The organism is Pararhizobium sp. IMCC21322 (genome assembly GCF_030758295.1).
Taxonomy (GTDB): domain Bacteria; phylum Pseudomonadota; class Alphaproteobacteria; order Rhizobiales.
On record NZ_CP132335.1, the window covers coordinates 3,598,927 to 3,622,344 of the forward strand.

At 54.1% G+C, this 23,418-nt stretch carries 22 protein-coding genes; 9 read left to right on the forward strand and 13 right to left on the reverse strand.

Translation table 11 applies throughout. From position 1 onward, the window contains the following. Window positions 1-11: 11 nt before the first annotated feature. The 5 genes from RAL91_RS16870 to RAL91_RS16890 all read right to left on the reverse strand — a co-directional run bounded on the left by RAL91_RS16870 (window position 12) and on the right by RAL91_RS16890 (window position 6,751). The gene (locus RAL91_RS16870) at window positions 12-1,061 is read right to left on the reverse strand and encodes a transglutaminase-like cysteine peptidase (protein WP_306257419.1); all 1,050 of its coding nucleotides are present in this window, start codon (window positions 1,059-1,061) and stop codon (window positions 12-14) included. A 424-nt stretch (window positions 1,062-1,485) separates the two neighbouring features. Then, a complete protein-coding gene (locus RAL91_RS16875) occupies window positions 1,486-1,710 on the reverse strand; it encodes a hypothetical protein (protein ID WP_306257420.1) in 225 nt (74 codons plus the stop codon). Window positions 1,711-1,920: 210 nt separating this feature from the next. After that, window positions 1,921-2,757: a DUF3883 domain-containing protein gene (locus RAL91_RS16880; RefSeq protein ID WP_306257421.1), complete on the reverse strand. Its 837-nt coding sequence runs from the start codon at window positions 2,755-2,757 to the stop codon at window positions 1,921-1,923. Next, complete coding sequence (locus RAL91_RS16885) at window positions 2,754-5,699, reverse strand: UvrD-helicase domain-containing protein (RefSeq protein ID WP_306257422.1); 2,946 nt, start codon at window positions 5,697-5,699, stop codon at window positions 2,754-2,756. Before RAL91_RS16885 ends, RAL91_RS16880 begins: the two co-directional genes overlap by 4 nt. A 122-nt stretch (window positions 5,700-5,821) precedes the next feature. After that, window positions 5,822-6,751 carry a LysR family transcriptional regulator gene (locus RAL91_RS16890; RefSeq protein ID WP_306257423.1) on the reverse strand — a complete coding sequence of 310 codons (930 nt, stop codon included), beginning with the start codon at window positions 6,749-6,751 and terminating at the stop codon, window positions 5,822-5,824. A gap of 386 nt (window positions 6,752-7,137) precedes the next feature. On the opposite strand from RAL91_RS16890, the gene RAL91_RS16895 reads away from it, so the two are divergent. From RAL91_RS16895 to RAL91_RS16935, 9 genes are all read left to right on the forward strand, one after another. Next, window positions 7,138-8,475, forward strand: coding sequence for an MFS transporter (locus RAL91_RS16895; RefSeq protein ID WP_306257424.1), 1,338 nt, complete (start codon window positions 7,138-7,140; stop codon window positions 8,473-8,475). A gap of 38 nt (window positions 8,476-8,513) precedes the next feature. Then, complete coding sequence (locus RAL91_RS16900) at window positions 8,514-9,986, forward strand: NAD(P)-binding domain-containing protein (protein WP_306257425.1); 1,473 nt, start codon at window positions 8,514-8,516, stop codon at window positions 9,984-9,986. Next, entirely contained in the window at window positions 9,983-10,465 is a 483-nt protein-coding gene (locus RAL91_RS16905; protein ID WP_306257426.1) for a hypothetical protein, read from the forward strand. The genes RAL91_RS16900 and RAL91_RS16905 overlap by 4 nt, the downstream gene beginning before the upstream one ends. Further along, window positions 10,462-11,049, forward strand: coding sequence for a peroxidase-related enzyme (locus tag RAL91_RS16910; protein ID WP_306257427.1), 588 nt, complete (start codon window positions 10,462-10,464; stop codon window positions 11,047-11,049). The genes RAL91_RS16905 and RAL91_RS16910 overlap by 4 nt, the downstream gene beginning before the upstream one ends. Beyond that, the gene (locus RAL91_RS16915) at window positions 11,046-12,182 is read left to right on the forward strand and encodes an NAD/NADP octopine/nopaline dehydrogenase family protein (protein WP_306257428.1); all 1,137 of its coding nucleotides are present in this window, start codon (window positions 11,046-11,048) and stop codon (window positions 12,180-12,182) included. The genes RAL91_RS16910 and RAL91_RS16915 overlap by 4 nt, the downstream gene beginning before the upstream one ends. Before the next feature lie 21 nt (window positions 12,183-12,203). Then, the gene (locus RAL91_RS16920) at window positions 12,204-13,310 is read left to right on the forward strand and encodes a PotD/PotF family extracellular solute-binding protein (protein WP_306257429.1); all 1,107 of its coding nucleotides are present in this window, start codon (window positions 12,204-12,206) and stop codon (window positions 13,308-13,310) included. An 88-nt stretch (window positions 13,311-13,398) separates the two neighbouring features. After that, window positions 13,399-14,379: an ABC transporter permease gene (locus tag RAL91_RS16925; protein WP_306257430.1), complete on the forward strand. Its 981-nt coding sequence runs from the start codon at window positions 13,399-13,401 to the stop codon at window positions 14,377-14,379. Further along, entirely contained in the window at window positions 14,376-15,167 is a 792-nt protein-coding gene (locus RAL91_RS16930; protein WP_306257431.1) for an ABC transporter permease, read from the forward strand. The genes RAL91_RS16925 and RAL91_RS16930 overlap by 4 nt, the downstream gene beginning before the upstream one ends. Further along, window positions 15,164-16,249, forward strand: coding sequence for an ABC transporter ATP-binding protein (locus RAL91_RS16935; RefSeq protein ID WP_306257432.1), 1,086 nt, complete (start codon window positions 15,164-15,166; stop codon window positions 16,247-16,249). Before RAL91_RS16930 ends, RAL91_RS16935 begins: the two co-directional genes overlap by 4 nt. A 51-nt stretch (window positions 16,250-16,300) precedes the next feature. On the opposite strand, the gene RAL91_RS16940 is transcribed toward RAL91_RS16935, so the two are convergent. From RAL91_RS16940 to RAL91_RS16975, 8 genes are read right to left on the reverse strand one after another with little or no spacing between them, the layout of a single operon-like run. Continuing rightward, the gene (locus RAL91_RS16940) at window positions 16,301-16,582 is read right to left on the reverse strand and encodes a DUF1801 domain-containing protein (RefSeq protein ID WP_306257433.1); all 282 of its coding nucleotides are present in this window, start codon (window positions 16,580-16,582) and stop codon (window positions 16,301-16,303) included. Further along, on the reverse strand, window positions 16,582-18,276 hold the full coding sequence (locus RAL91_RS16945) for a GMC family oxidoreductase (RefSeq protein WP_306257434.1): 1,695 nt from the start codon (window positions 18,274-18,276) through the stop codon (window positions 16,582-16,584). Before RAL91_RS16945 ends, RAL91_RS16940 begins: the two co-directional genes overlap by 1 nt. A gap of 3 nt (window positions 18,277-18,279) precedes the next feature. Next, the gene (locus RAL91_RS16950; RefSeq protein WP_306257435.1) at window positions 18,280-19,446 is read right to left on the reverse strand and encodes an enolase C-terminal domain-like protein; all 1,167 of its coding nucleotides are present in this window, start codon (window positions 19,444-19,446) and stop codon (window positions 18,280-18,282) included. Window positions 19,447-19,448: 2 nt separating this feature from the next. Then, complete coding sequence (locus RAL91_RS16955) at window positions 19,449-19,892, reverse strand: heme-binding protein (RefSeq protein ID WP_306257436.1); 444 nt, start codon at window positions 19,890-19,892, stop codon at window positions 19,449-19,451. Next, on the reverse strand, window positions 19,889-20,632 hold the full coding sequence (locus RAL91_RS16960) for an SDR family NAD(P)-dependent oxidoreductase (RefSeq protein ID WP_306257437.1): 744 nt from the start codon (window positions 20,630-20,632) through the stop codon (window positions 19,889-19,891). Before RAL91_RS16960 ends, RAL91_RS16955 begins: the two co-directional genes overlap by 4 nt. Then, window positions 20,629-21,708 carry an ABC transporter ATP-binding protein gene (locus RAL91_RS16965; RefSeq protein ID WP_306257438.1) on the reverse strand — a complete coding sequence of 360 codons (1,080 nt, stop codon included), beginning with the start codon at window positions 21,706-21,708 and terminating at the stop codon, window positions 20,629-20,631. Before RAL91_RS16965 ends, RAL91_RS16960 begins: the two co-directional genes overlap by 4 nt. Before the next feature lie 4 nt (window positions 21,709-21,712). Continuing rightward, a complete protein-coding gene (locus tag RAL91_RS16970) occupies window positions 21,713-22,543 on the reverse strand; it encodes a carbohydrate ABC transporter permease (protein WP_306257439.1) in 831 nt (276 codons plus the stop codon). Further along, entirely contained in the window at window positions 22,536-23,408 is an 873-nt protein-coding gene (locus RAL91_RS16975; RefSeq protein ID WP_306257440.1) for a carbohydrate ABC transporter permease, read from the reverse strand. The genes RAL91_RS16970 and RAL91_RS16975 overlap by 8 nt, the downstream gene beginning before the upstream one ends. Window positions 23,409-23,418: the final 10 nt, after the last annotated feature.

The following is a 23,418-nucleotide window of genomic DNA, read 5'->3' on the forward strand; positions in this document are numbered from 1 at the left end:
AAAAAAGTCTTTCAGGAATTGTTTCGGCCGACCTTGCGGTTTGCTGTCTGCACAGCCTTGCTGTCAAAGCCATGAATATAGCTTTTATTGGCCGCAAAGGACATAATAGGCTTATAGTCCCTGAATGCGCCCTGTGTGGCGACCTTATCGCTCAGGCTGTCCAGAATATAAGTTCCGCCATCCAGGTGAACAGCCAGAACCGCATGCAAGACATTGCGTCGCGTGTCCTTGACCACAATGAATTGTAATTGCTCGGGGTTCAAGCCGATCGCCCGCAGCGCCCAAAGCTTGGCAATTGCGAAATCCTCACAATCACCCACGCCCAAAGCAGCAACTTCATTTGGATTGGCCCAATAATCCGCACGGCCAAAGATCTGCTGATCTGACCGATAATCAAGCGCACGGTTTACGGCGCGGTTGATCAATGAGACTCTTTTCAGCGTGGGCAATTTCCGTGATCCCGAGGCAGCCGCTGCCACACCGGTTGCGAGATCAGACCGACAGACCTTTGCAGAACCGATGCATTTTTGACGAAACAGGCCTGTATAGTCGCCTTTACTGACGCTGAGCCAGTCTTTCCGGGCTGGCAGATTTTTGATGTCAATGGCGACTGAACTCAGAACGCCATAATCCCCCGGACCTTTGGGTGTTTGCAAAGGCGCCTTGAAAGCGGGCCTTGCGAGCGGCAGCGGAACACTGGAAGTCCGCGGCAATGATACGGGAATCGGAACCATTGGGGACGGAACGTTGTCCAATGCTGCTTGGAGAACAGGTTCAGGCAATTGTGCAACGGCAGCCATCAGGCTGTATTGCAGTTCTCCAAAAGCCCATTTGATATGCGATTTAAGGGTCCCGGTCTGAACAGGCATTTGAAACTTATTGAGCAAATGCGCATTCAGATAGGAAACAGGGATTGGAAAATACTTATTCCACTGCCCGACTTCTGAGTTTCGCCCATCATCTATCTTTCCAACAGCGGATGAACCTCCCACAGATAGAAAAAGCGCTATGACAGCAGATTTCAGAATTATATTTGATGCAATATCGTTTTTATTTAACATATCAGCTCCCGTCGACACGAGATCAATATATTATATTCAATAAAAACTTAGAAAGTTTTATAACTTATCAAATATTACATGAAAATATAAAATTTTATGTAATTTATACTTCATTTCGAAATTATATGTTTCGAATAAAACTCACAAAACGCTCCTTGAGGCGAGACGGCAACGGACTACCGATTGTAATTGTTCGATCGCATGTATGAGAGAGCGCCGCGTTGAAACCATGTAATCAGATGCATCGCGGACCTTCAGGAGACCAGCACACCCCGACAAACGCTGCGGAACGGCTAGGAGCCGGGAAACAGCTATACTCTGAGGTTTACGTTAGATTTTTTAGTGTTTTGGACGCTCTCTAACGAGCCGATAGTGCATCCCGGAATGAAACCACCAAACCGAAAGTTTTCAATTCTCCTTTTTCTCACTCCTTACAAATATTCAGCACCATCTTGTCAATATTTTTGACCTGCATTGCCCGGCCGATCAATGGCTTCGCTCCGGCTTCTTTGCAACCTGACGGCAATTGATCCACCGCCCTGAGCATATGATTATCAACCCGTTCAATCACCGTCATGATTTTCGCTTCCAATAGCGCAAAATGCTCTGTGACACGCTCCGCCTTTTCAAAACCGTGGATCTCAGCCAAGGCATTCCTCCACAAACATTTCGCGTTCTACCAGTCATCAGGGTCAATTTTGGCGAACTCCCAATAGCCTTCAGTTTGAAAAATACTTGTCTCTATCAGCACTTCGTATTTGCCAGGTCTGACGTCAGACACCGCATTCCACGCTGGCATAGCGATGTTGAGCCGCGCGAAACAGTCTGGATCAGTCTGCACAGTGGCGGCGACAGCAACTCAGTAGAAGCTGGCTTGAAAATTTGTTGCTGTAAGCGAAACATGCGCGTCAAGCGGGGGGCGCAATTCAAAAGCTTTGGGCGCGCGTGAAAAATTCCACAGGCGAAGCAAACACCATTCAGTTCGCCGTTCCTCAGCCACAGCAAGCTCGTTGCGCGAGATATGGAACGGCGTTCGCTCCCACCCTTTGGTGGTCTTCACTTCGATCAGCCGTTGCTTTCCAGCCGCAGTGAAACTGGCAATATCGTACCCGGCACCATCGCCATCCTCTTGCGAGACCCACCGGACCTTACGTGCAAGATCTTGCCGCCCGGTTGCAGTGAGAACGGAACGTTCGTGCAGCAAAACGCGTTCTTCGCCTGCCTTGCCAAGGGCACGGTTGCGTTGGTCTCGCGCTGCCACGTCGAACTTACGTGCAATGTGAAGCATCTGTTCAAGTTCGTCCGGCGGTGGCTGATTGGTTAAAGTTGGCGCAGGTCCGACCCAAAGTTGAGCTTCATCAGCCATACCGTCCAAGGTCTGAGAAAGGAACGTTCGACTGCTCCATTCAGAGTTCAGCAACAACCAGCGCGCCACGGCATCGACAAGGCGGATTTGAAAGTTAAAGGCCGGTTTATAACCTGTGATCCAGTCCTCGCCGAGCCCCTTGAGCACAGCACTGATGTTTTGGTGCTTAAACTCGACTGCCCCTTCCGAACGGTTGTTCAAGAGCGGTAAAAGTCGCCTTCTATGTGCCGTTTTGTTATAAGACCGGCCAGCAATATCATCGGCCAGCATGGCGAAATAGTCCGCGATGATCAGATCGTTCTCAGTATCTGTCCACACCTGGTTGGTCATTGCGAAAGGCTATGGGAAAGTTCGGCTGTTGTCACCAAGGGTATCGTTCGTTCGCTGAATCTATTTCTGATGTTTGTCTCGTGCCATTTTAATGTCTGATATGCAGTCTTCAAAAGCTTCGCTTTGCCATTACAATCCGGGAAGCGGATGCACCCGAGGAAGGGTCCATACTTGCCCCGGCGCTCCACAAGCCAGCCATCCTCACAGCTCGGGCAGCCTTGGTGCGATGCACCGCATTCCGAGCATGCCATCACACTGCGCGCGCTCTTAGGGAGCGGTAGCCCGACACCGCAGACCGAACATGCCGACATTCGATTTCCACACAGCTTCACATGTTCGCAGCGATACCAGCCTGGCCCGCCCTGCCCGGGCATATAGAGTAGGCGCCCCCCGCATTGCAGGCAGGCGTGCGTGCGTTCAGCAGCCTCACGTGGACTGGCAAGGTCGTAATCCGGGTCATCCATCAGTTCCGTGACGAAAGCCGATGGCCGCGCCTCTGAAGCTAAGATGGTCACCGTCTGTCGGGCACGTGTCATTGCGACATACATCACCCGGCGCTCTTCCGCATTGGCGAACGGCTCAGCTTCAGGCGAGACAAGGCTTAGCAGCGGGTCGTCCACGATCATCGAGGGAAAACCCATGCGCGCGTTGTCGACCCCCAAGATGATCACATGATCGGCCTCAAGGCCTTTCGAAGCATGGATGGTTTTAAAACCAATCGAAATCGCCGGGTGCCGCTGTCGCAGACGTTTGAGATCAGGTTCGTTGAACCTGTACCGCCCAAGCAGCAGCACAGATGGTTTTTGATCGCCCACACTCCCTCTTCCCGCCAGAGATGCGAGGGTTTGGTCCAGTGTGCTTTCGGCACTGTCACGGCGGGTCCACGCAATCTGGATAGCCGGCTGGTCCGTTTCGCCAGCTGGAACCACTGTCTTTTTGATTTGGGCCGGGTTGCGCAGAACGAAGCGTCGGGCAGCGAGCGCAATCTTGTCTACGGATCTGAATGTGCGGCCAAGATTGACGCTTCGGTGGACACCGGACGCACCGGCGTAGTGTCCCCCAAATTCATGTCCGAAATTTCGCATGATGTGAATGTCGGAACCCGCAAACCGATAGATCGACTGCCAGTCGTCCCCAACCGCGAAGACCTTCGCATCCGATTGCTGGTTCTTGAGCGCCCGGATGAGGCGCGCGCGACCGGTCGAGATATCTTGGAATTCGTCGACGAGGATGTGGCGAAACGGGCTCTCGTATCGACCGCTTTCCACGTGCGACGTCGCCCGATTGACCATATCCTCGAAATCGATGCGATCACCTAGACGCGTCTGATATTCGCGGAATACCGCAGTAAAAATCTTGAGGAAGGCATCTGCCCTCTTCCCCAGCTTAAGAGAGGTCGCTTTTCTGGAGCAATCATCGACCTGATAGCCGCCATTCTTGAAATGGCGAAGGAAGGTGCCAAGCAGAGATGTGAAACTGTCAACAACCCCGATCTGCGTGACCTGATCATATATCTCTAAGTCCGACATCGGTCGTAACTCTATGTGGGGTGCAAGTTTCTCGGCCAGGGCATCAAGAAGCCGACCCTCTTCGCGCTCCCAGCTATAGGTTTCGACCAAAATCGTCTCATGCTCGGCGTGCACCTTTCGCTTCCAATCCATGCCCGCCAGATATTCATTGCGCTCAATGAACGGAGCGGTGGTTAGCCGTTCTGTACCATCCGCCTCCCGCGTCTTTCGCACCCCGAAATGCTCGATGTAAACACCGCTCTCTATCAGGCGGAAATCTGGGGTGTAGACGCGACGTCCGGTTCCGGTCAGCTTGTGCTCATAGGTCGGTTCGTATTCGTAGGCGATGCCATTCCGGTACAACCAGTTCGCTATGAGGAGTTCCTCAAAACTGCTGACCGTTTCCCCTTTCAGCGTCCGAAGATTGCGGCTTTCGACTTCGGAATACCATTCGTGAGCGGACTTGTAGTCCCAGGGTGATGAGAAGTCGTCGAAGAAGCCTGCGAACCAGCCGATCACAATCTCTGCCACGTCGCCCATGCGACTAACGATGTATCGCAGTATGTCGCGGATCAGGGACAGGAAGGCTTTGTCGTCCGTTGCCGTTTGCGCAAGCGCGGGCTTCTCACCTTCAACGTCACCTATGATCTCGTAGGCCAGCGCATGAAACGTGCGCGTGGCGATAGGCACGCCGCAGCAGGCCTCGATCCGCTCGGACATCTCGGTCGCGGCGTCCCGCGCGAAGGCCAGCAGGAGCAGCTCTCCGGGAGTTCTTATTCCGGCCTTGATCAGGTAGGCGGCTTTCGCGGTGATGACACTGGTCTTGCCTGAGCCAGCGCCTGCCAGAACCAGCGTAGCGTCTTCGTCGACAACCACGGACAGGCGTTGTTCAGGCGTCAATGGGTTGGATTCAACTGTGTCGAAGAGCTCTTTCCATCGGTCGAGTTGCGTGCCGACGAAGCGCTCAATCGCGGCTTCGCGGGTACCCACTGGATCAGCGCCGAACGAAATGATCGGGGCAATTCGGCTCATCGTATCGGCACCTACAGCCGCAGCGGGGAGTTTCGACAAGACCCGCTCAGTCAGTTCCGCGGCCTCTCTTGCCAACGGATCGACGTAGGATGCTGACGGGTATTGTTCGGGGGCGTGCAGTGCGTCCAGGAATTGAAGAAGACGCAGGATGGACCCTTCCTCTCTGGCATATGCCTCAAGGTTGAACCTCGACCAAGCCTTGCCAACTGCTGCGGCAAAGTCATTCGCGGCTGCACCGTATACGGCCGGGAGCACCACCTGCGCGCCACCATTCAGATCGAGTGCGAGAGACGACGAAAGCATCCCGCGTTTCGTGGTGGGCTTGGCGGCGATTTCTTCAAAGTCGACCCAGCTTCGCCTGCCGCCATGAGCAGCAATGCCCGTGTCTTGAAGGCTCAGCATACGCGGAAGCCGACGTAGCGGGTCTCTGAGGAACCCAAGCATAGGTCGCGAAATGAGGTCCATTGACTGTGCTTTATTACGTTTCCCTGAAGTGTAGCTGTTATGCCTCATCGCCCGGGCCCTTATGAGATGTAAGCGACTTTGCGAATAATCTCTTTACTTTCTATGGCGAAAGCCTCGGTCACCAAATTCAGCTGATCACCCATAATTTTTTCATCGGCAGCAAATAATCCCCAGCTATAAGGGATGGGTTGGGCGATGGGCCGGATGGAAACGCCTGAAATCGGCACACCAAATGCTGTGACCGGATCACAGATACCTATTCCCAATCCGGCACGCGCGGCCATGGCCGCGTTGAGAGAAGAATTCGTAACAAACTCAGACGCCGGTTTCACGTTGTGATCATCCAGGGACCGGTTTATGGCACGTCGAATCCGGTAACTATTGCCAACCGTTGCCAGCCGTTCATTGGCAAAAACTGTCATGGACAGCGGTTCCGGGATGTCGTGGGGGCCACCCTCTTGAACCAGAGCGACCAAACTTGACTCAAATCGCTCCAGGCACTCCAGACTCTCATGTTCCAGCGGAAATGCAGAAAAGCCAAGATCGGCTGTCCGTTGTCGAAGAGCATGAACAACCCGTTCAGCGCTGGTCGTTTCAACATGGATGAAATCAGGCAGAACATTCTTGATCCGGGAAAGGATGGAGGCAACCAGCCCTGCTGACATGGTCGGTGTGGCTACAATGTCGATTGCTGCAATTCTGCCATCCCGTATGGCATGAGCGCGATTGGTAAGATGTGTGAGATTGGCAATAACACGCCTGGATTCTTCAAAAAAAACCATTCCCTTCTCAGTGGGTGATATCTTCGGTCCGTTGCGTTCAAACAGATCGAAGCCAACCCGTTTCTCCAGATCCCGGATCATCCGGGTTACGGCTGGTTGGCTGATTTGAAGCATTTGCGCCGCTCCCGTCATCGAGCCACAACTCACGACAGCTGTGAAGGCTTCCAGCGTACGTATATCCGGGCGTTCATTATTCTTTATTGACATATTTGCGAAGCCAAAATTACAATGAGTCATTCTGAAGGCGATAGTATACGTAAAACGTATAGCTGACCAAGAGACCATTGATAAGGGGTAAGGACTGTGTCGATCCAGAACGCAATTGGCACAAAAAAGCACAAGCAGCAGGCCCGCCAGACAAACCGTCTGTATGCAGCATTGCCGCGTGTTCCGGAATCCAACCATCTGGTGAGTGCAGAAAACACCCCAATATCAGAGTGCTCGCCGCATAATTTTTGGTACAAAACTGGTGTCATTGATTGTGTATTGGCCAAGTTGAGTGTCATCCTAAACAGCCATTCAAGCTTTGAATTTCTGAAATCGGAAACATCTCACGCTCGGTTGACATCGACTGGCGATCGGTGTCGGGCGCTTTGACCGGCCCCCTCGCAAATCAGACATTTCGCCGTTTATTTGCGGCGCAAATTTGCTCACTGCTGGGCGTCGGGTTGCTGACAGTTGCACTTTCTTTATTGGCTTTCCGTATCGGTGGCACCACCACAGGCGGCCAGGTGCTTGGGTTCGTACTGGCGTTAAAAATGGTTGCCTATGTATTTCTGGCACCGTTGGCAGAAACATTATCAGCCGGAATACCCCGAAAACGTGTCATGGTTTCTCTTGATTTCGGCAGAATGCTATTGCTGTTGCCAATGGCCTTTGCCACCGAGGTCTGGCAAATGGTAGCGCTGACCTTTGCGTTTTTTGCATTGTCAGCAGGCTTTACGCCGCTGTTTCAATCCGTGATCCCTGAAGTGCTGCCAGAGGAAAATGACTACACTCAGGCGCTTTCCTGGTCACGCATAGCCTATACTCTGGAAGCTGTTCTAAGTCCCGTCATCGCTGCAGTTCTGCTGAATGTGGTTACCGGTGAAGCACTATTCTATGCAGCTGCGCTCGCGTTTATGGGATCGGTTTTGGCACTGGTCTGGGCAAAGATACCCAAAGTCATTTTCGCCAGCCGTAAGGGAACGCTTCTGAAACGGACGGGATACGGACTTTGGGTTCATTGGCACACACCAAGGTTGCGCGGACTGGTCCTTCTCAAATTTGCACTGTCGGTTGCAATGGCCTGGGTGCTGGTCAATTCCGTCGTCTATGCCGGAGCCCGCTTGGGCGATGCAGATAGGTTTTTCCCAATTCTCATGGCATGTTATGGTGCTGGCGCTGTTTTGGGCGCACTCATTGTCCCAAGAATGGTCCGCAAAAGCAGTGAACGCACGACAATGTTTATCGGAACGTTTGGGTTCGCGGTTGCAGGCGCGGCATTTGCGCTGTTACCACCGTTGAGCCTGCAGGCATTGGGTGTGATTTGGGTCGTATTTGGCACAGCTTCGTCTTTGACACTGACCCCTGGAGGACTTGTGATCACCAAATCCGCCACGTCGCGCGATCGGCCAGCCGTGTTTGCAGCGCAATTTTCATTGAGCCATGCCGGTTGGATGGTTGCCTATCCGTTGGCGGGATGGCTGGCGGGCTATACCTCACTGGAACTTTCTCTTCTCATATTGTCGATGATGTGTGCTTCGGTCGCGCTCGCTGCGCTTGTCGTCTGGCCCGCAAATGATCCGCAAGAACGACCACATATCCATCCAGACCTACCCAACAATCACCCTCACCTGATCACGGTGCCCGCCATGGGCGCGCAGCACCAACATGTCCATGCATTTCGCATTGACGATTTACACCCGACCTGGGGCCAGGGGTCAGCCTGATGCTGAACTTTTCCCAAATATTCTGTAGGATGGTTTGAATGCAAGATAAGGACCTTTCGCCCATTGATGCCCGTGGCCTGCCTGCTCTTGAAGCACGGATCAAAGAAGATCTGGATTTTCTGTGCTATCCGGGCACCAGTTGGGTACCGCAGACGGACGGTGTGACAGATGTCGTCATCATTGGCGGCGGCATGTGCGGGATGGTTGCATGGTTGGGGCTTTCCACCGGGGGCATAAAAAACGTTCGTGTACTGGACCGGGCGGCTAAAGGTCTTGAAGGTCCGTGGCTCAACTATGCCCGAATGGAAACGCTTCGGTCCCCAAAGGTGCTGACCGGCCCTGCATATGGGCATGGAGCCTTGACATTTCAGGCCTGGTATCGCGCACAATTTGGAACAGAGGCCTGGCAGAAACTGGACAAAATTCCGCGCGCCATGTGGATGGATTATCTTTCCTGGTACCGTGATACACTTGAGATACCCGTGGAAAATGGCATCTCGGTCGACCATGTGGAACCAGAAGGCGATGTGTTGCGCCTAACAGTTTCCGGCGCACAGACCGGGACGATCTTGACCCGAAAATTGGTGTTTGCGACAGGTCGCGACGGCACAGGCGGTCCGAACATTCCAAAGTTCATTGAAGACTTGCCGCGCCATCTTTGGGCACACAGCGCTGACGAAATTGACTTCCCAGCGCTTCGGGGCAAGCGGGTTGCAGTCATTGGCGTTGGTGCCTCAGCGGTGGATAACTCGGCGGAAGCCCTGGAACATGGAGCCGCGGAAGTGCGCCATCTGATCCGCCGCAATGAAATGCCTACGATCAATAAAATGATGGGCATTGGCAGCTTCGGGTTTACAGCAGGGTTTGCTGATCTGCCTGACGAATGGCGCTGGCGTTTCATGCAATATAGTTTTTCCACACAGACGCCCTCACCGCGCGGTTCAACGCTACGTGTGAGCCGTCATTCAAATGCTTATTTTCATTTCGGAAAGGCCACCACACGCATTGAAAAATCCGGTGATGGTGCAATCATCCATTTTGCTGACGGCACGTCTTATGAGGCTGACTTTGTGATCCTGGGCACGGGCTTTGTCATAGACCCTATGGCGCGAACCGAGTTCGGTGATGTCGCGGGTGAAATCCTTCTTTGGAAAGATGTTTATACACCGCCAGAAGATGAAGAATCGGCAGATTTGGGGCGTTTCCCCTATCTGAACTCTGATTTCACCTTCCAGGAGAGACGATCCGGCACGGTACCCTGGCTGAACAATGTCTATTGTTTCAACTACGGGGCATCAGCCAGTCTGGGCAAGGTAAGTGGTGACATCCCCGGCATCAGTACTGGCGCTGCATGGTTGTCGCGTTCAGTGGCTGCAAAGCTCTATGCTGAGGACGTGCAGACCCACTGGCAGAGAATGCAGGATTATGATTCCCCTGAATTACTGGGCGACGAATGGGACGCGACTGATTTGGCGGAAAGCGCACAGACCCGGGAAGGACAGATCGCATGAACCCCACTGACATGACTATATTAAGTAAGGCTGACCTTCTTCCCGATGGGGATGTTGCGGAAGCTGCGATGAAGCGCGCAAATATCATCAGCCTGTCTCAGGCCGCTGAGGACGCAGTGTTGCGACCAAAAGATTTTGGGGCTTTTGAACACGATTTGCGTGCTGCTCTGGCCGCGCGTGTTGCCCGCTTGTCTGCAGATGACACGCTGGCAGCGCATTATCTTTCCAGTGCTGGTGACAAGGCCATTTTTGCCGATCCTGAAGAAACAGGAAAGACGCATCAATTGGACACAGTGTTGGCATTTGTCGACAAAGTCGCAAATCATACCAGAGACATTGAAGCTGATGACGTGGCGCAGTTGCAGGCGTCGGGTGTAGCAGATGCGGATATTGTACGTCTTTGCGAACTTGTAGCCTTCCTTGCCTATCAGGTTCGGGTCATTGCCGGACTACGGCTTCTGCAAAGGAGCGCTGCATGAGCCAGGTCATACACAAATTTACCCGCAACGTGCCGCATTGGCAGCCCCGTGTTAAGCCGATCAAGCTCGAAGACGCCACCCAGGAGCAACTGGATGCACTTCAGGTTACGCCGTCCAATACGAAGGTTTCAGAATATGTGCTGACATTGGCTCACGACGTTGAAAGCCTGACCGTCAGAACGCCCCTGTTTAACGCCATCATGTATGATCCTGGCGGGATGTCACGCGCGGAGCGCGAGTTGGGTGCATTGGGCGCGTCGTTGGTCAACCGGTGTGTATATTGTGCAGCTGTGCATGCAGACAGGCATGCAAAACTGCAAAAGGATACGGCTGTGACCGACCAGCTTTTTGCTTACGGCGACAAGGCTGAATTGAGCCCCAGAGATCAGGCGATCTTTGACTTTTCCCGAAAATCCGCTGAAGCTCCTCCCGCTGCAGGACCCGAAGATATGGAGGCCTTGCGAAAAGCGGGGCTTTCGAACGAAGAAATTCTTGATCTGATCCTGTCGTCAGCGCTTTTCGGCTGGGCCAACCGGTTGATGCATGTTCTTGGCGATCCCGTGCGCCAGAAAGGCAACTCATGAGTGATGTCAAACGTATAGGCATAGCAGGTGCCGGATCTATCGCGTTTGGCACGGCTGCGCTTTTGCACCAGCAAGGGCATACACCGATGCTGTGGTCACCCTCCGGAGCCGGCACAGCAGGGCTGGAGTCAGCACCACTTTGCGTTGAGGGTGCAATCAAAACAGAATTCAAAGTTGGGATTGCGCAGTCTGCAAAAGACCTGGCGGAGCAAAACGACGCATTGATCATTGCCCTTCCCGCTTATGGCCATAAAACGGTTATGGACGCGCTGGCGCCACATGTGCGCAATGGGCAGCACATTATTATTTCATCGCACGCGTCTTTGGGCGCTGTTTACCTCACACAGGCTTTGGCAGCACGGAATGTCCGCGCGCCAATCACCGCCTGGGGCACCACGGTCATCACAGGGCGAAAGCAAAGCGACACAACGGTCAAGGTCAACACTGTGCGGAGCCTGGTCGATTTATGCACCGTGAAGGACGACGCCGCGAACGTGAATGGTCTGACCTATTGCCAGCAGCTTTTCGGTGATCGCTTCCAGGAACGCGACGGTCTGCTGGCGATTTCGCTCTCCAACCTGAATCCGCAAAACCATTTGGGAATTGCGTTGGGTAACATTACGCGCATGGAACGCGGTGAAGTTTGGAGCCAGGGACAAAACGTGACCCCAAAAGTCGGGCAATTGCTTGAGCAATTGGACCTGGAACGTCTTGCCATCGCCAATGCCCTGGATTTGAAGGTAAGAACGATTTTCGAACATTTTCATCTGAGTTTTCACGTTCCTGTCGCGTCCATTTCGGACATGAACCAGGCGATGCACGCCCAGGGCAATGGCGGCATCGGCCCAGCGACGGCTGACAGCCGCTATGTGACGGAAGATGTACCCTACGGGCTGCAATTGACTGCAGTTCTGGGACGATTGGTGGATCAACCAGCGACACTGCACGAAGCAGGAATAAAGATATTTTCTGCGATGTATGGCCGGGACTTCAGCAATGAAAACAACATATTGAATGCGCTAGAGCTCAATCGCTTCGGCCTAAATGACCTGCAACGAGCAGCCCGTACCGGCTTGCTGCAGGTGACACCTGAACAAGGTGTTCAAAGACTGAATGCTACGGAATCAACCTGACTCAATTGGGAGACATCTGATATGACCAAACTAATTCTCAACCGACGCCGCTTCCTGGGCACCGCCGCCGTGACCGGCGCCGCTCTGGCCAGCCCCGCGTATTTGCGCCGCTCCTACGCCGCAGGCGGTGAAGTGAACATCTGGACCTATAATGACTTCGTCCCGACCGCGTTCAAGGAACAGTTCGAGAGCGAAACTGGAATCAAGGTGAATGTGCGTCTGGTCGATGATCAGGGCAAACAGTTCAATTTGCTTGCTGCAGAAGCGCCTAACCCCACAGTGGACATCATGACTGTCGCGGGACACCGTTTTTTGCAGTTTATTGACAACAAGCTTCTTGCACCATTGGATACTGACCGTCTGAGTAACTGGGGCAACATCAACCCGACATTTTCCGAAAGCGACTGGTCCACAATCAATGGAAACAAATGGGGTGCTCCAATCCTGTCGGGAATGGAAGTCCTGTCTTACAACACCGACCTTGTTGATGCTGAGGAAGCCCAGAGCTGGGATGTTCTTTTTTCTGAGAAGTACAAGCAGAGAACCGCCTATATCATTCAGGATATGATGTCGATTGTCATGCTTAAGCTTGGCTATGACGGCAACATGGTCGCGTATAAGGATGACCCTGAGAAAGCGGCTGCAATTGTTGAAGAAGCCAAACAATTCCTGATCGACAAGAAACCGTTGGTTCGCAAATATTACGACGGTGGTGCAGAAATTCAGCAAATGTTCGTGAACCAGGACATCTCACTTGGTCATAGCTGGAACGGCCCGGCCGCTGCGCTGATCAATGATGGCTTCCCACTTGCGATGAGCATTCCGCGCGAAGGGTCATACGGCTTTGTTTATACTTACAACATCGCCAACAATGCCCCCAATGTGGACAATGCCTACAAGTTCCTGGATGCAATTCTGGCCTCGCCAGAGATTGGCGCATCGATGACCAAGGCGTCCGGGTTTATCTCGACTTACAAAGACTCCTCACAATATCTGACTGATCTTGAGAAGAAGTCGACATCGTTCTCGGATGAGGAGCTGGCTAATCTTCAGTTCTTCCGTGCAGAAGCGAACGATATGAAATACGGGCTTGTTGATCCGGCTGTAGAAGCAATCAAAGCAGCCTAAGCAACAATACCAAATCTGCATAAAATGTCCTTGTTCGCCAATTCTGGCGGACAAGGCGCCCTGATATATTGGCGTGAGGAATTCCCGAATGACAAATGACGCGAGCGCAAACCGCGTTGCCGTGCCACGGAGGAAGACAGACCGCACATTTTGGGGTCGTCTGGCGAGTTGGGCACCGTACCGCTCACTCGTTCGATTGGCGACAGCATCACCACGACGCCAGTTTTGGGTGCTCGCTTCTTTACCGCTTCTGTGGGTTCTGAGCCAGCATTTGGGGCCAATGCTGCAGATGGTACGTGTAAGTCTGACCGATGCCTATCCAGTTGCAGTGGGCGTTGAACAGCACTTCACATTTGACAATTACGTGCGTTTCTTCGGTGAACGTATTTTCTGGCAACCATTTTTCCGAACCCTGACCTTTGCAGGGGTTCTGACTTTCTGCACTTTGATCCTGACATACCCTGTCGCCTACTTTCTGGCGCGCCATGTCAGCCGTAAAAACCAAATGCTGATGCTGCTGCTGTTGCTGATCCCATTCTGGGTCGGCGAAATCGTACGCACATATGCGATCATGATCCTTCTGGGCAACACCGGCGCAGTGAATCAGGCGTTGAAATGGCTGGGCCTGGTCGATGAACCCATCCCGTTTATGTACACAAGTTTTTCCATGGGCATTGGCATCGTCTACCTCACCGCGCTCTATATGCTTTTGCCGCTGTATTCCGCGTTGGAAAAACTTCCCAAGAGCTATAATGAAGCGGCGGCCGATCTTGGAGCTGGCGCATGGACGCGGTTTCGCCGTGTCACATTGCCTTTAACACTCGAAGGAATTTCTTCGGGATGCACTCTGGTCTTCCTGATATCGACAGGCTTTTACGCCACACCAGTTTTACTGGGAGGGCCATCAACCACCGTGTTTTCTGAAACCATAGCAGGCTTCTTCCACAATGCCGGGGACGAATGGCCAACGGGTGCCGCCTTTGCGACCATCATGTTCGTCGCGGCAATATTCCTGACAGGAACATTCCAAAAACTAATGCAGGCTCTACGTAAGGGAGACACAAAATGAATCGCGGCAACCGAATTCTGCTGGCGTGCTCCTATTGGGCCTTTGTTCTGTATGTGTTTGTCCCGTTGCTTCTGATGATCCTGATGGGGTTCAAGGACAGCAAATTTATCGGATTCCCGATCCGGTCCTGGACCCTGGACTGGTATACGGGCGTATTTTCTGATGGCGATGTAGTCTCGACCTTAGGCTATTCTATGGCCATAGCAGTGCTGTCCACCCTGATTTCCGTCGCCGTTGGCACGTGGATTGCGGTTCTGCTTGAAGGTCGCAAATTTTTTGGACGCACGGCCGTTTTCGGGCTGACAATACTACCTGCTCTGATTCCGGGAATTATCTCTGCTATTGCATTTCGAATCTATGCGCGCTGGCTTGGGATAGAACCCGGCATGGGGGCCATTGTGTGGGCGCATGCTGTGCACAATGTTCCCTTTGTGGCACTTGTGGTCATGGCGCGGCTTTCAACATTGCCAAAAAGCCAGATCGAGGCAGCGCGCGATCTGGGCGCCGATCCGGTCATCACATTCATGCGCATCACACTGCCATATTTGGTACCGGCCATTTTGGGAGCAAGCATCTTTTGCCTCCTTCTCAGCTTTGATGATTTTGTCCGCTCGTTCTTCCTTGGCGGTTACGAGCCGACCCTGCCTGTCTTGATCTTCGCCAAACTGAGATCGGGCATGTCGCCCGAAATCAATGCAATCGCGACTGTCGCATTAGTCCTGACAGCTGCATTGGGCATCTGGGCTGAAAGATTTACGCGCCGTATGAACAAGGATTCCAAAATATGACCGGCTCATCTGCACTTGTCCGTATCGAGGGCGTTTCAAAAAACTTTGGTGATGTATTAGCGTTGGACAATCTGACCCTTGATATTGCACGCGGCGAGTTCGTGACCTTTCTTGGTCCCTCCGGCTGCGGCAAATCTACGACGTTGAGAATTCTTGGCGGCTTTGAACGTCCCTCATCAGGTCGCATCATTCTGGACGGTGAAGATGTAACCATGCAGCCGCCGGAAAAACGCCATGTAAATATGGTGTTTCAGGATTATGCATTGTTCCCTCACATGACCGTACGGCAGAATATTTCCTTCGGACTTGAACTGATGGGCATGGACCGCGCAGGCATCGGGCGCCGCCTGGACGAAATCATGGCCTTTCTCGAACTCGATACATACGGCGATCGTTATCCGGGCCAATTGTCAGGCGGGCAACGACAAAGAGTAGCCCTCGCCCGTGCGCTGGCGCCGGATCCGGCGCTGTTGCTGCTGGATGAACCTTTGGGCGCGCTTGACGCAAAGCTGCGTGGACAAGTGCAGCTGGAACTCAAATCAATCCAGCGCCGCACGAATAAAACCTTCTTCTTTGTAACCCACGATCAGGAAGAGGCACTGACGATGTCCGACCGCATTGTTGTGATGAACAATGGCCGGGTGGAGCAAGACGGCACACCGGAAGAGCTGTATTTCCATCCTGCCACCCGATTTGTTGCCGAATTCATTGGCGAAACCAATCTGTTGTCCGGCAAGATGCGTGGCAAGGATGGCGACACGGTGATGATGGACTGGTTCGGCCAGACATTGAGCGGCCGTGCACCAAGCGGCGTTCCAAATGTTGGAGACGCCATTACAGCTTCGGTGCGTCTTGAAAAACTGGGCTTTTCCCACGATCGACCCGCCTCTGCCAATGCCGTACAGGGCAAAGTCGTCGCAAAAACATTTCTCGGAAGTCGCCTGGCGGTGGATCTCGCCGTGGAAGAAGCACAAGGTGCAGTTTTGCGGGCTTTTGTTGACGCGGAAACCGGTCAGTCGATTGGCTCAGACCCTGTCTGGATAGGCTGGGACACTGACAGCATGGCGGTGCTTCGGGACTGACGGGTGTATACCAGCATAATCACCTGAATTTGTGCCTCGAACACGTGCCATTCATCGTTGCTTGCCCTGCCCTGTGATACATTGCCGCAGAAGCGCTTTGTTTGGATCGACCTTGGACGCGTTTCCGACATTGAGGCTGACATAGCTGCGCTGAGCGTTGAGGTGATAGGCATAGGTGTCACCGCCCCCGTACCCCGGCATCCTGCAATGAATTCGTTCCTCGAGTTGCGGTGCCTGTTGTTTGATGATCGCCCCCAACTCAGCCAACCGTTTCGCAACGGCGTAGCCAATCCTCTTGCATGCCCGATACGGTTCGGATTGTCGTGTCTGCATCACCGCGCCTCTGACGCGATTGTGGCCGCGAATTTCTCGGCTATCATAATCGTTGGAATGTTTGTATTGGCGCGCGGAATCCTGGGCATTACTGACGCATCCACCACCCTGAGGCCACCAACGCCGATTACCCTGGCGGTCTTTGCATCTACAACCGCTTCCGGGTCATCCGGGCGTCCCATGCGGCAGGTTCCACAAGGATGCCAGCCGCCGATTGTAAAGTCGCGGATAACTTCATCGAGCAGCGTTTCGTCTGACAATGTCTTTGCAAGATCGAACCCAGGGGCAATAAGCCCCTTCAGTATCGCACGACGCAGAGGTGCAGGCCCATCTGCCAGCAGAGCAGGTAAAGTAGTCGCGAGCCGGTTGAGAAGCGTCGGTTTGCGAACCATCGAGGCCAGCGCTCCGTGACGGGCAGCGAAGGGGTCACAGGCTGCAGCAGTTAGTGCGGGCGAAGCGTATAATTTGGCCATCTGGCGGAACAGGTACCGCATTCTGGACAGGTCCCGCGGATCGTCGAGTAGCGCAAAAAATATGTCGGGATATTCGGCAGGATCGGGCGAGATAAGCTGCAATCGACCGGTGGAAACTGGCTTGTTGATCCATCCGAACAGCGACCCGATGCGACTTCCCATCGGGTGCCAGGCCGCACGGGCGACAGCGACCATGAACATGTCAGCGGGCGAACCTTCGCCAGAACTGAAGCGCAATCCAACATGGACGTGGCGCCGAGGCGTTGCGCCCATTCGGTGACCCGGCTTCAGGAAGGCTGACAGTGCAATTGACGGATGTTCCTGCAAATTGCCTCCCACGCCTCGCAATTCAGAAACTACCGGCAGGCCAAGATCCCGTAGATGACCGCCGGGGCCGATGCCAGAACGCATGAGAATCGCTGGGCTCATCAGCGCGCCCGTGCAGATGATGATCTCGCGTCCGCGCAATTCTTCAGAGTCGGTGGCGACTCCGATCGCATCTTTTCCATCAAAGAGAATGCGGCGAACAGCGGTATCGGCGATAATAGTCAGATTGGGCCGAGCGCGAACAGTGGCGTCAAGGTACCCACGCGCGGCCGAAACACGGCGGGTCCCATCAGAGGAAACTGGCATCGGAAACCAGCCATCACCGAATGTGCCGTTTTGGTCCGAAATGGCTTGAAACCCGGCATTTGCGAATGCGTCGCGCGACGCCTTTGAGAAGCCCGGCCAATCGCCTTCAGGAACACGCGTGATTTTGATCGGGCCGCTTTTGCCATGCAAAGCTGCGTCCGGCGCCTCAATATCCGTTTCGAGATTTCGGAAATAGGGAAGGACTTCATCCCAACTCCAGCCTGTTGCTCCCAGCGCCGCCCACTCATCGTAGTCGTCAGGTGTTCCGCGGTTGGCCAGGAGGCCGTTGATTGAGGACCCGCCGCCCAGCACGCGGGCCTGCTCGTAATTTCGGGCACGATCATAGGCTTCGGGATGGGTGCCGAACCGCGCTTTGAGACCTTTCCAGTGATACGCCCGATTATAGGCGGCCTGATAAGGATACGGATCCTGGATGTCAGCAGGTTCTGCATCGGGGTCAATGTCGGCACCGGCTTCGATCAGAAGAACACGCAAATCTGGCGCGGCAGACAACCTGCTTGCCATGACCGAACCGGCTGATCCGCCACCTACCACGATGTAGTCCCAGGGATCAGAAAAGTGGGACATAGGTCAGGAAAAAATTTGCCGGTCAACCTCGGCGCGGGCCAGGAAGTCTTCGTTCAGCCTCACGCCAAGCCCTGGGCATTTGGGAACAGCCACACATCCATTGGGTTGAATCGTATCAAGTTCATCTGAATAGCCGCATTCAAAAATCGGCGGCAGCGGATTTGCCATTTTTGGATGGACAAGAGCCAGTTCGTAGAAATTGGAGTTTCGGATCGCGGCCATGCAGTGCCGGTGGGCCGGTCCACTGGAGTGTAGTTCGATATCTAAACCGAAAGCTTCAGCCAGGGCAGCCGTTTTCATGACGCCAGTGATGCCCAGATCATATTCCGGATCGGCCCGCAGAAAATCGGTTGCCATTTCGGTTATCCACGGCGTCTTGCTTTCCAGCCCGCGGACATGCTCGGTCAACAAAAGCGGTGTCCGGATCTGCTGCCTCAACATGCGGTGCACATGAGGTGCCTGACCGCAATCGGCTAGAGGGTCTTCGAGCCAATAGTAGCCGTGATCATCGCAAGCGCGTCCGATTTTCAGTGCATCGGCGTATGTGGCGATATGGCTGGCAGGGTCGGTCATTAATTCCATCTTCCCTCCCACGGCCCGAGCCACTGCAGCAATGGTCTCGATTTCCGGTTTTGGGTCCCCATCCGCCCAGCAATGCATCTTGAAACCCCGATAGCCCAATTCAAGACATTGTTCGGCAAAGTCGGCATAGGCTTCGGGAGCGGACAGGCCGCCATTCCTATCGCCGGAAATCGTGCTGGCGTAGGCGGGTAGCTCCCAGCGATAGCCTCCAAGCAGAGTAGCGATCGGCAGCCCGACTTTCTTGCCGAAAAGATCCCACAGACAGATATCAATAGCCGAGTAGCCGACACCAGCCAGATGACGGTGCCGCCGTTTGTAATCCTGGTAAAGCTGTTCCCGTGCAAGACTGTCACGACCGATGAGCGATGCCAGCAGCGGAACTGTCTGACCGGTTACAGCAGCGTGCTTGCCGGAATGCATGGGACAGTATTCACCAACTGTGCCTTCAGCATCATGGATACGGAGGACAAAGCTTTTCAGTGATGCCTGGGCATCCGGATTGTAACCCAAAACTCCGTCGTCGCTGGGGCCAAGGCCTGCAACATCGAAAGTAAAATGAATCAGTTCGACCTTATCGATGCGTGCCATTGTCAATTTCTCCTGTTTAGAATCAGCGCCGTTAGCGCGGCCTCAGCGCAAGCGAGATCACCGCTACGGTCCGCCCCACTTGCACCGACTGCACCACACAGGCTGCTGCCGATGGTCAGCGGCAGTCCACCGGGCAAAATGCCATGGCCACCCGCCTGGTGATACTGCAAGCCAAATGCTGGTTCGCCGGGCGCGACCATCTCCTGAAAAAGATGTGTCGCGCGTTGATGGATCGCTGCCATTTGCGCCTTGGCCAGCGCAAGTTCCGCAGTGATGGGACGAGCTGCATCCATGCGTTTGCCGCAAATAAGCTGACCCGCGTTATCCACCACCATAACCGCTACCGCGATGCCTCGTTCTTTTGCACAGGCCAAGGCGGCATGAATTGCCTTTTCGCTTGCCGAGAGCGACGGGCGCGGCGGCATTTCAACCCAATCCGCGTTCATCGTCGGCATCCATCAATTTGCTGGACAGAGCCGTTCAGATATGGCGGCGCGGCGGTCAGCAGATAGCAAACATGTTGCGCGATTTCGTCCGCGGACGCATAGCGCCCTAGAGCTGAGGCCGATGCGATCATCTTGCGTGCGGCTTTGGGATCCGGGAGCCCAGCTTCGGACCGATCCATAAATTGTCCCTCTATCGGACCTGGACAAAGCACGTTCACCCGGACGCCCTTCTCGCCATATTCCAACGCCACGGCGCGCGTGAGCTGAATAACTGCCGCTTTGGTTGCTGCGTAACAGCCCCGACGGGCATTTGCCCGCGTCCCCGCCTCTGACGCTGTATTCAAGAGCCAGGCATCGCCGCGTTCAGCCAGCAGAGGCAGCATGTGCTTTTGGATCAGGAAGCTGCCAAAAACATTGACTTCAAATGTGTGGCGAAAGTCGTCCAATGTGTGCTCGGCAATTGGCACTGTTGCACCATTGACGCCTGCGTTGTTGAAGACAGCATCCAAACCGTCGCCATGTTCATGAAACGTCTGTGCCAGCGCCATGACGGCTGCCTCATTCGATACGTCCAGAATCTCCTTCCGGTGACCGTTTCCAGGCAACTGTCCGAGCACTGCATCCAGACGATCGCCGTCAATGTCGACCAACACGACCCGATCACCCTGTTCTGCGAGTCGAACCGCCACTGCGGATCCCAGATCGCCAGCTGCTCCCGTTATCAATGCATGCCGCGTCATGTTGAAACATCCTCTTTCAATGGCTTTATGCGCTGTCCGCTTTTGGTGTCGAACAAATGTGCCTCGGTCCAGTCGAACCCGAGACGAACTGACTCGCCTGGCTTTTGCCGGGCATGTTTGTCGGCGCTTGCGTAAACCGACGTCCCGTCGCCAAGCCTTACGATTACCAGTGTCTGTGCACCCTGAGGCTCGACGACTTCCACTTCTCCGGCGAGCCCGCCTTCGGAAATGAAACTCAGAGCTTCCGGTCGTATGCCCAGCATGGCTTCTTTCGGCATATTGGTTGAGATTTCCGCCCCGGACACCGGTCCGCCTGCCGTGGTCAATATGCCGCCCTCAGCACGCGCTGGAATGAAATTCATCGGCGGCGAGCCCATGAACCCGGCCACGAACATGTTCACAGGCTGATCATACAACTCCATCGGCGTGCCGATCTGTTCGATCCGGCCAGCGTTCAAAACGACGATCCTGTCGGCCAGAGTCATCGCCTCGTCCTGATCGTGGGTGACATAAACCGACGTAATCCCGAGTCTTTGACGCAACGCCTTTATCTCGGTGCGCATCTGCACGCGAAGCTTGGCGTCCAGGTTGGACAGGGGTTCATCGAACAGAAAAACCTCGGGGTCGCGTACGATCGCCCGTCCCATCGCCACCCGCTGGCGCTGGCCGCCAGACAGTTCACGCGGGTAGCGTTCAGTCAGGGTTTCCAAACCAAGGAGTCCGGCTGTGTGCGCGATCTTGCTTTCGGATGTGGCTCGGTCGGTCTTCCGAATTTTCAGGCCGAAGCCGATGTTCTCGGCAACCGTCAGGTGCGGAAAAAGGGCGTAGCTTTGGAACACCATCGCCACGTTACGATCGCGCGTTGGCACTTGCGCCAGATGTCGACCGCCTAGAACGATGTCGCCCGAGGAGATCCTTTCAAGTCCCGCGATAGATCTTAACAATGTGGACTTGCCACAGCCAGAAGGCCCCACGAGCACTATGAATTCACCGTCAGCGACATCAACGGAAATGTCGGTCAGCGCTACAACTCCGCCATAAGATTTGCTGACGTTACTCAGCTTTAAGTCAGCCATGTGGTTACCCCTTGACGGCGCCGGCGGTGAGGCCGGTGACGATGTATTTCTGGACGAGAAGGACAAATATCAGAACCGGTGCGAGTTGGAGGGTAGCGGCAGCAAACAGCACGCCCCACTGAACCCCTTCCAGCGACCCTGAAATTTCTGCCAGCACCAGTGGCGCAGTCTTGGCGGCGCTGGATGTAAAAATCAGCGCGAACATGTACTCATTCCACGAAAAAACGACCACAAAGACGCAGGCAGCGACCATACCGTGGACTGAAAGCGGAAGGATGACCTTTGTCAGCCGCTGTATCAGCGACGCACCTTCGACTTCTGCGGCCTCTTCCAGTTCGCGCGGTATTTGATCGATGAAAGCCTTGAGGATCCAGGTCGAGAGGCTGACGAAGAAGGCAGCATACAGAACGATCAGAATCGCGTGTGTGTCATTGAGTTCGAGCCAGTTGATGACCGGAAACAGCGGGATGGTGACCACCAGGGGTGGCAACATCCGAACAAGGATCATAAAAAATGCCGAAGCGGTTAACAGACGCGACTGGTACCGGGAATAGGCATAACCCGCGAGAAGCGACACAATGGCCGTCAACAGCGTGGCGCCTGTCGTGACGATTAGAGAATTGAGCAGACCGTCGAGAAACTCGGGCCAAGCACGAAACAATTGACGGTAATTGTCCAGCGTCGGCGTGAACAGGAACTTTGATGGCACCGCGAAAATGTCGATATGTGTCTTGAACGATGATGAGACCACCATGAAGATCGGGAATGCCGACCAGATGACACCAAGCCCGATGATGAAAACTCGAAGCGCAATTGTCAGGTAGCGTTCAGCCATTGGCCTTCATCCCCTTGTAAAGACGATAGAGGTAGAAGGATGCCACCAGGAGCGAGAGGAACTGCATCGCAATCCCCGTCGCCGCTGCCGGTCCGAAATCGAAATAGCGGAAGGCGGAGCGGAACAGGTAGATGCCAAGCACTTCGGTTAGACGCGCTGGTCCCCCTTCAGTCAGCAGCCACGCTTCGCTGAAAAGGCGCATTGCGAAAATGTAGCGAAACATCAGCGCGATCAGCACTGCAGGTGCAATGATCCGGAATGTAACCAGCCGAAACACTTGCCGCTCGGTTGCTCCTTCAATCCGTGCCGCGCTTTTCAGATCTTCCGGGACTGTCGAAATCGCCGAGTAAAGTATGATGAGTGTGAACGGAAGATGGATCCAGATCGAAAGGATCGCGATCAGAGTCAGCCCCTGAAACGGATTGCGGGTCCAATTGAAATCTATGCCAAATAGCTGTTCAAGAAGATTATTGATTGTCCCGACATCCGGCTCGAATGCGTATTGCCACATAACAACCGCGCTGACTTCGGAAACCGCGTATGGCGCGATGAGGATCGAAAAGATCAGCCCCTTGCCAAAAAATTTGCAATTGAGCGCAAGCGCCAGAAGCATTGCTATGATGAGTTCGGAATAGACCACAACGTTGACGATGACGAAGGTGTTGATCGCGGCACGCCAAAAAATCCGGTCGCTGAAAATCTGTCGGTAATTATCAAGACCGACAAAGGTGGATTCAGCACCCAGGGTGGATTCGGTTAGTGAAAGCCAGGCCACAAAGATCGATGGAATTCCGATCATCAGGATGAGCAGCATCAAGACCGGTGAGACCATGACGACCGGCAACCATCTCCTGTCTTCAAACATATGCTAAATA

Excerpts from the sequence above, each read along its gene's own strand:
- RAL91_RS16870 (WP_306257419.1), bottom strand. The coding sequence starts at position 1,061 with ATGTTAAATAAAAACGATATTGCATCAAATATAATTCTGAAATCTGCT.
- RAL91_RS16970 (WP_306257439.1), bottom strand. The coding sequence starts at position 22,543 with ATGGCTGAACGCTACCTGACAATTGCGCTTCGAGTTTTCATCATCGGG.
- RAL91_RS16935 (WP_306257432.1), top strand. The coding sequence starts at position 15,164 with ATGACCGGCTCATCTGCACTTGTCCGTATCGAGGGCGTTTCAAAAAAC.
- RAL91_RS16880 (WP_306257421.1), bottom strand. The coding sequence starts at position 2,757 with ATGACCAACCAGGTGTGGACAGATACTGAGAACGATCTGATCATCGCG.
- RAL91_RS16960 (WP_306257437.1), bottom strand. The coding sequence starts at position 20,632 with ATGACGCGGCATGCATTGATAACGGGAGCAGCTGGCGATCTGGGATCC.
- RAL91_RS16910 (WP_306257427.1), top strand. The coding sequence starts at position 10,462 with ATGAGCCAGGTCATACACAAATTTACCCGCAACGTGCCGCATTGGCAG.
- RAL91_RS16940 (WP_306257433.1), bottom strand. The coding sequence starts at position 16,582 with ATGCAGACACGACAATCCGAACCGTATCGGGCATGCAAGAGGATTGGC.
- RAL91_RS16900 (WP_306257425.1), top strand. The coding sequence starts at position 8,514 with ATGCAAGATAAGGACCTTTCGCCCATTGATGCCCGTGGCCTGCCTGCT.
- RAL91_RS16915 (WP_306257428.1), top strand. The coding sequence starts at position 11,046 with ATGAGTGATGTCAAACGTATAGGCATAGCAGGTGCCGGATCTATCGCG.
- RAL91_RS16965 (WP_306257438.1), bottom strand. The coding sequence starts at position 21,708 with ATGGCTGACTTAAAGCTGAGTAACGTCAGCAAATCTTATGGCGGAGTT.
- RAL91_RS16920 (WP_306257429.1), top strand. The coding sequence starts at position 12,204 with ATGACCAAACTAATTCTCAACCGACGCCGCTTCCTGGGCACCGCCGCC.
- RAL91_RS16945 (WP_306257434.1), bottom strand. The coding sequence starts at position 18,276 with ATGTCCCACTTTTCTGATCCCTGGGACTACATCGTGGTAGGTGGCGGA.
- RAL91_RS16890 (WP_306257423.1), bottom strand. The coding sequence starts at position 6,751 with ATGTCAATAAAGAATAATGAACGCCCGGATATACGTACGCTGGAAGCC.
- RAL91_RS16885 (WP_306257422.1), bottom strand. The coding sequence starts at position 5,699 with ATGCTGAGCCTTCAAGACACGGGCATTGCTGCTCATGGCGGCAGGCGA.
- RAL91_RS16925 (WP_306257430.1), top strand. The coding sequence starts at position 13,399 with ATGACAAATGACGCGAGCGCAAACCGCGTTGCCGTGCCACGGAGGAAG.
- RAL91_RS16975 (WP_306257440.1), bottom strand. The coding sequence starts at position 23,408 with ATGTTTGAAGACAGGAGATGGTTGCCGGTCGTCATGGTCTCACCGGTC.
- RAL91_RS16905 (WP_306257426.1), top strand. The coding sequence starts at position 9,983 with ATGAACCCCACTGACATGACTATATTAAGTAAGGCTGACCTTCTTCCC.
- RAL91_RS16950 (WP_306257435.1), bottom strand. The coding sequence starts at position 19,446 with ATGGCACGCATCGATAAGGTCGAACTGATTCATTTTACTTTCGATGTT.
- RAL91_RS16955 (WP_306257436.1), bottom strand. The coding sequence starts at position 19,892 with ATGAACGCGGATTGGGTTGAAATGCCGCCGCGCCCGTCGCTCTCGGCA.
- RAL91_RS16930 (WP_306257431.1), top strand. The coding sequence starts at position 14,376 with ATGAATCGCGGCAACCGAATTCTGCTGGCGTGCTCCTATTGGGCCTTT.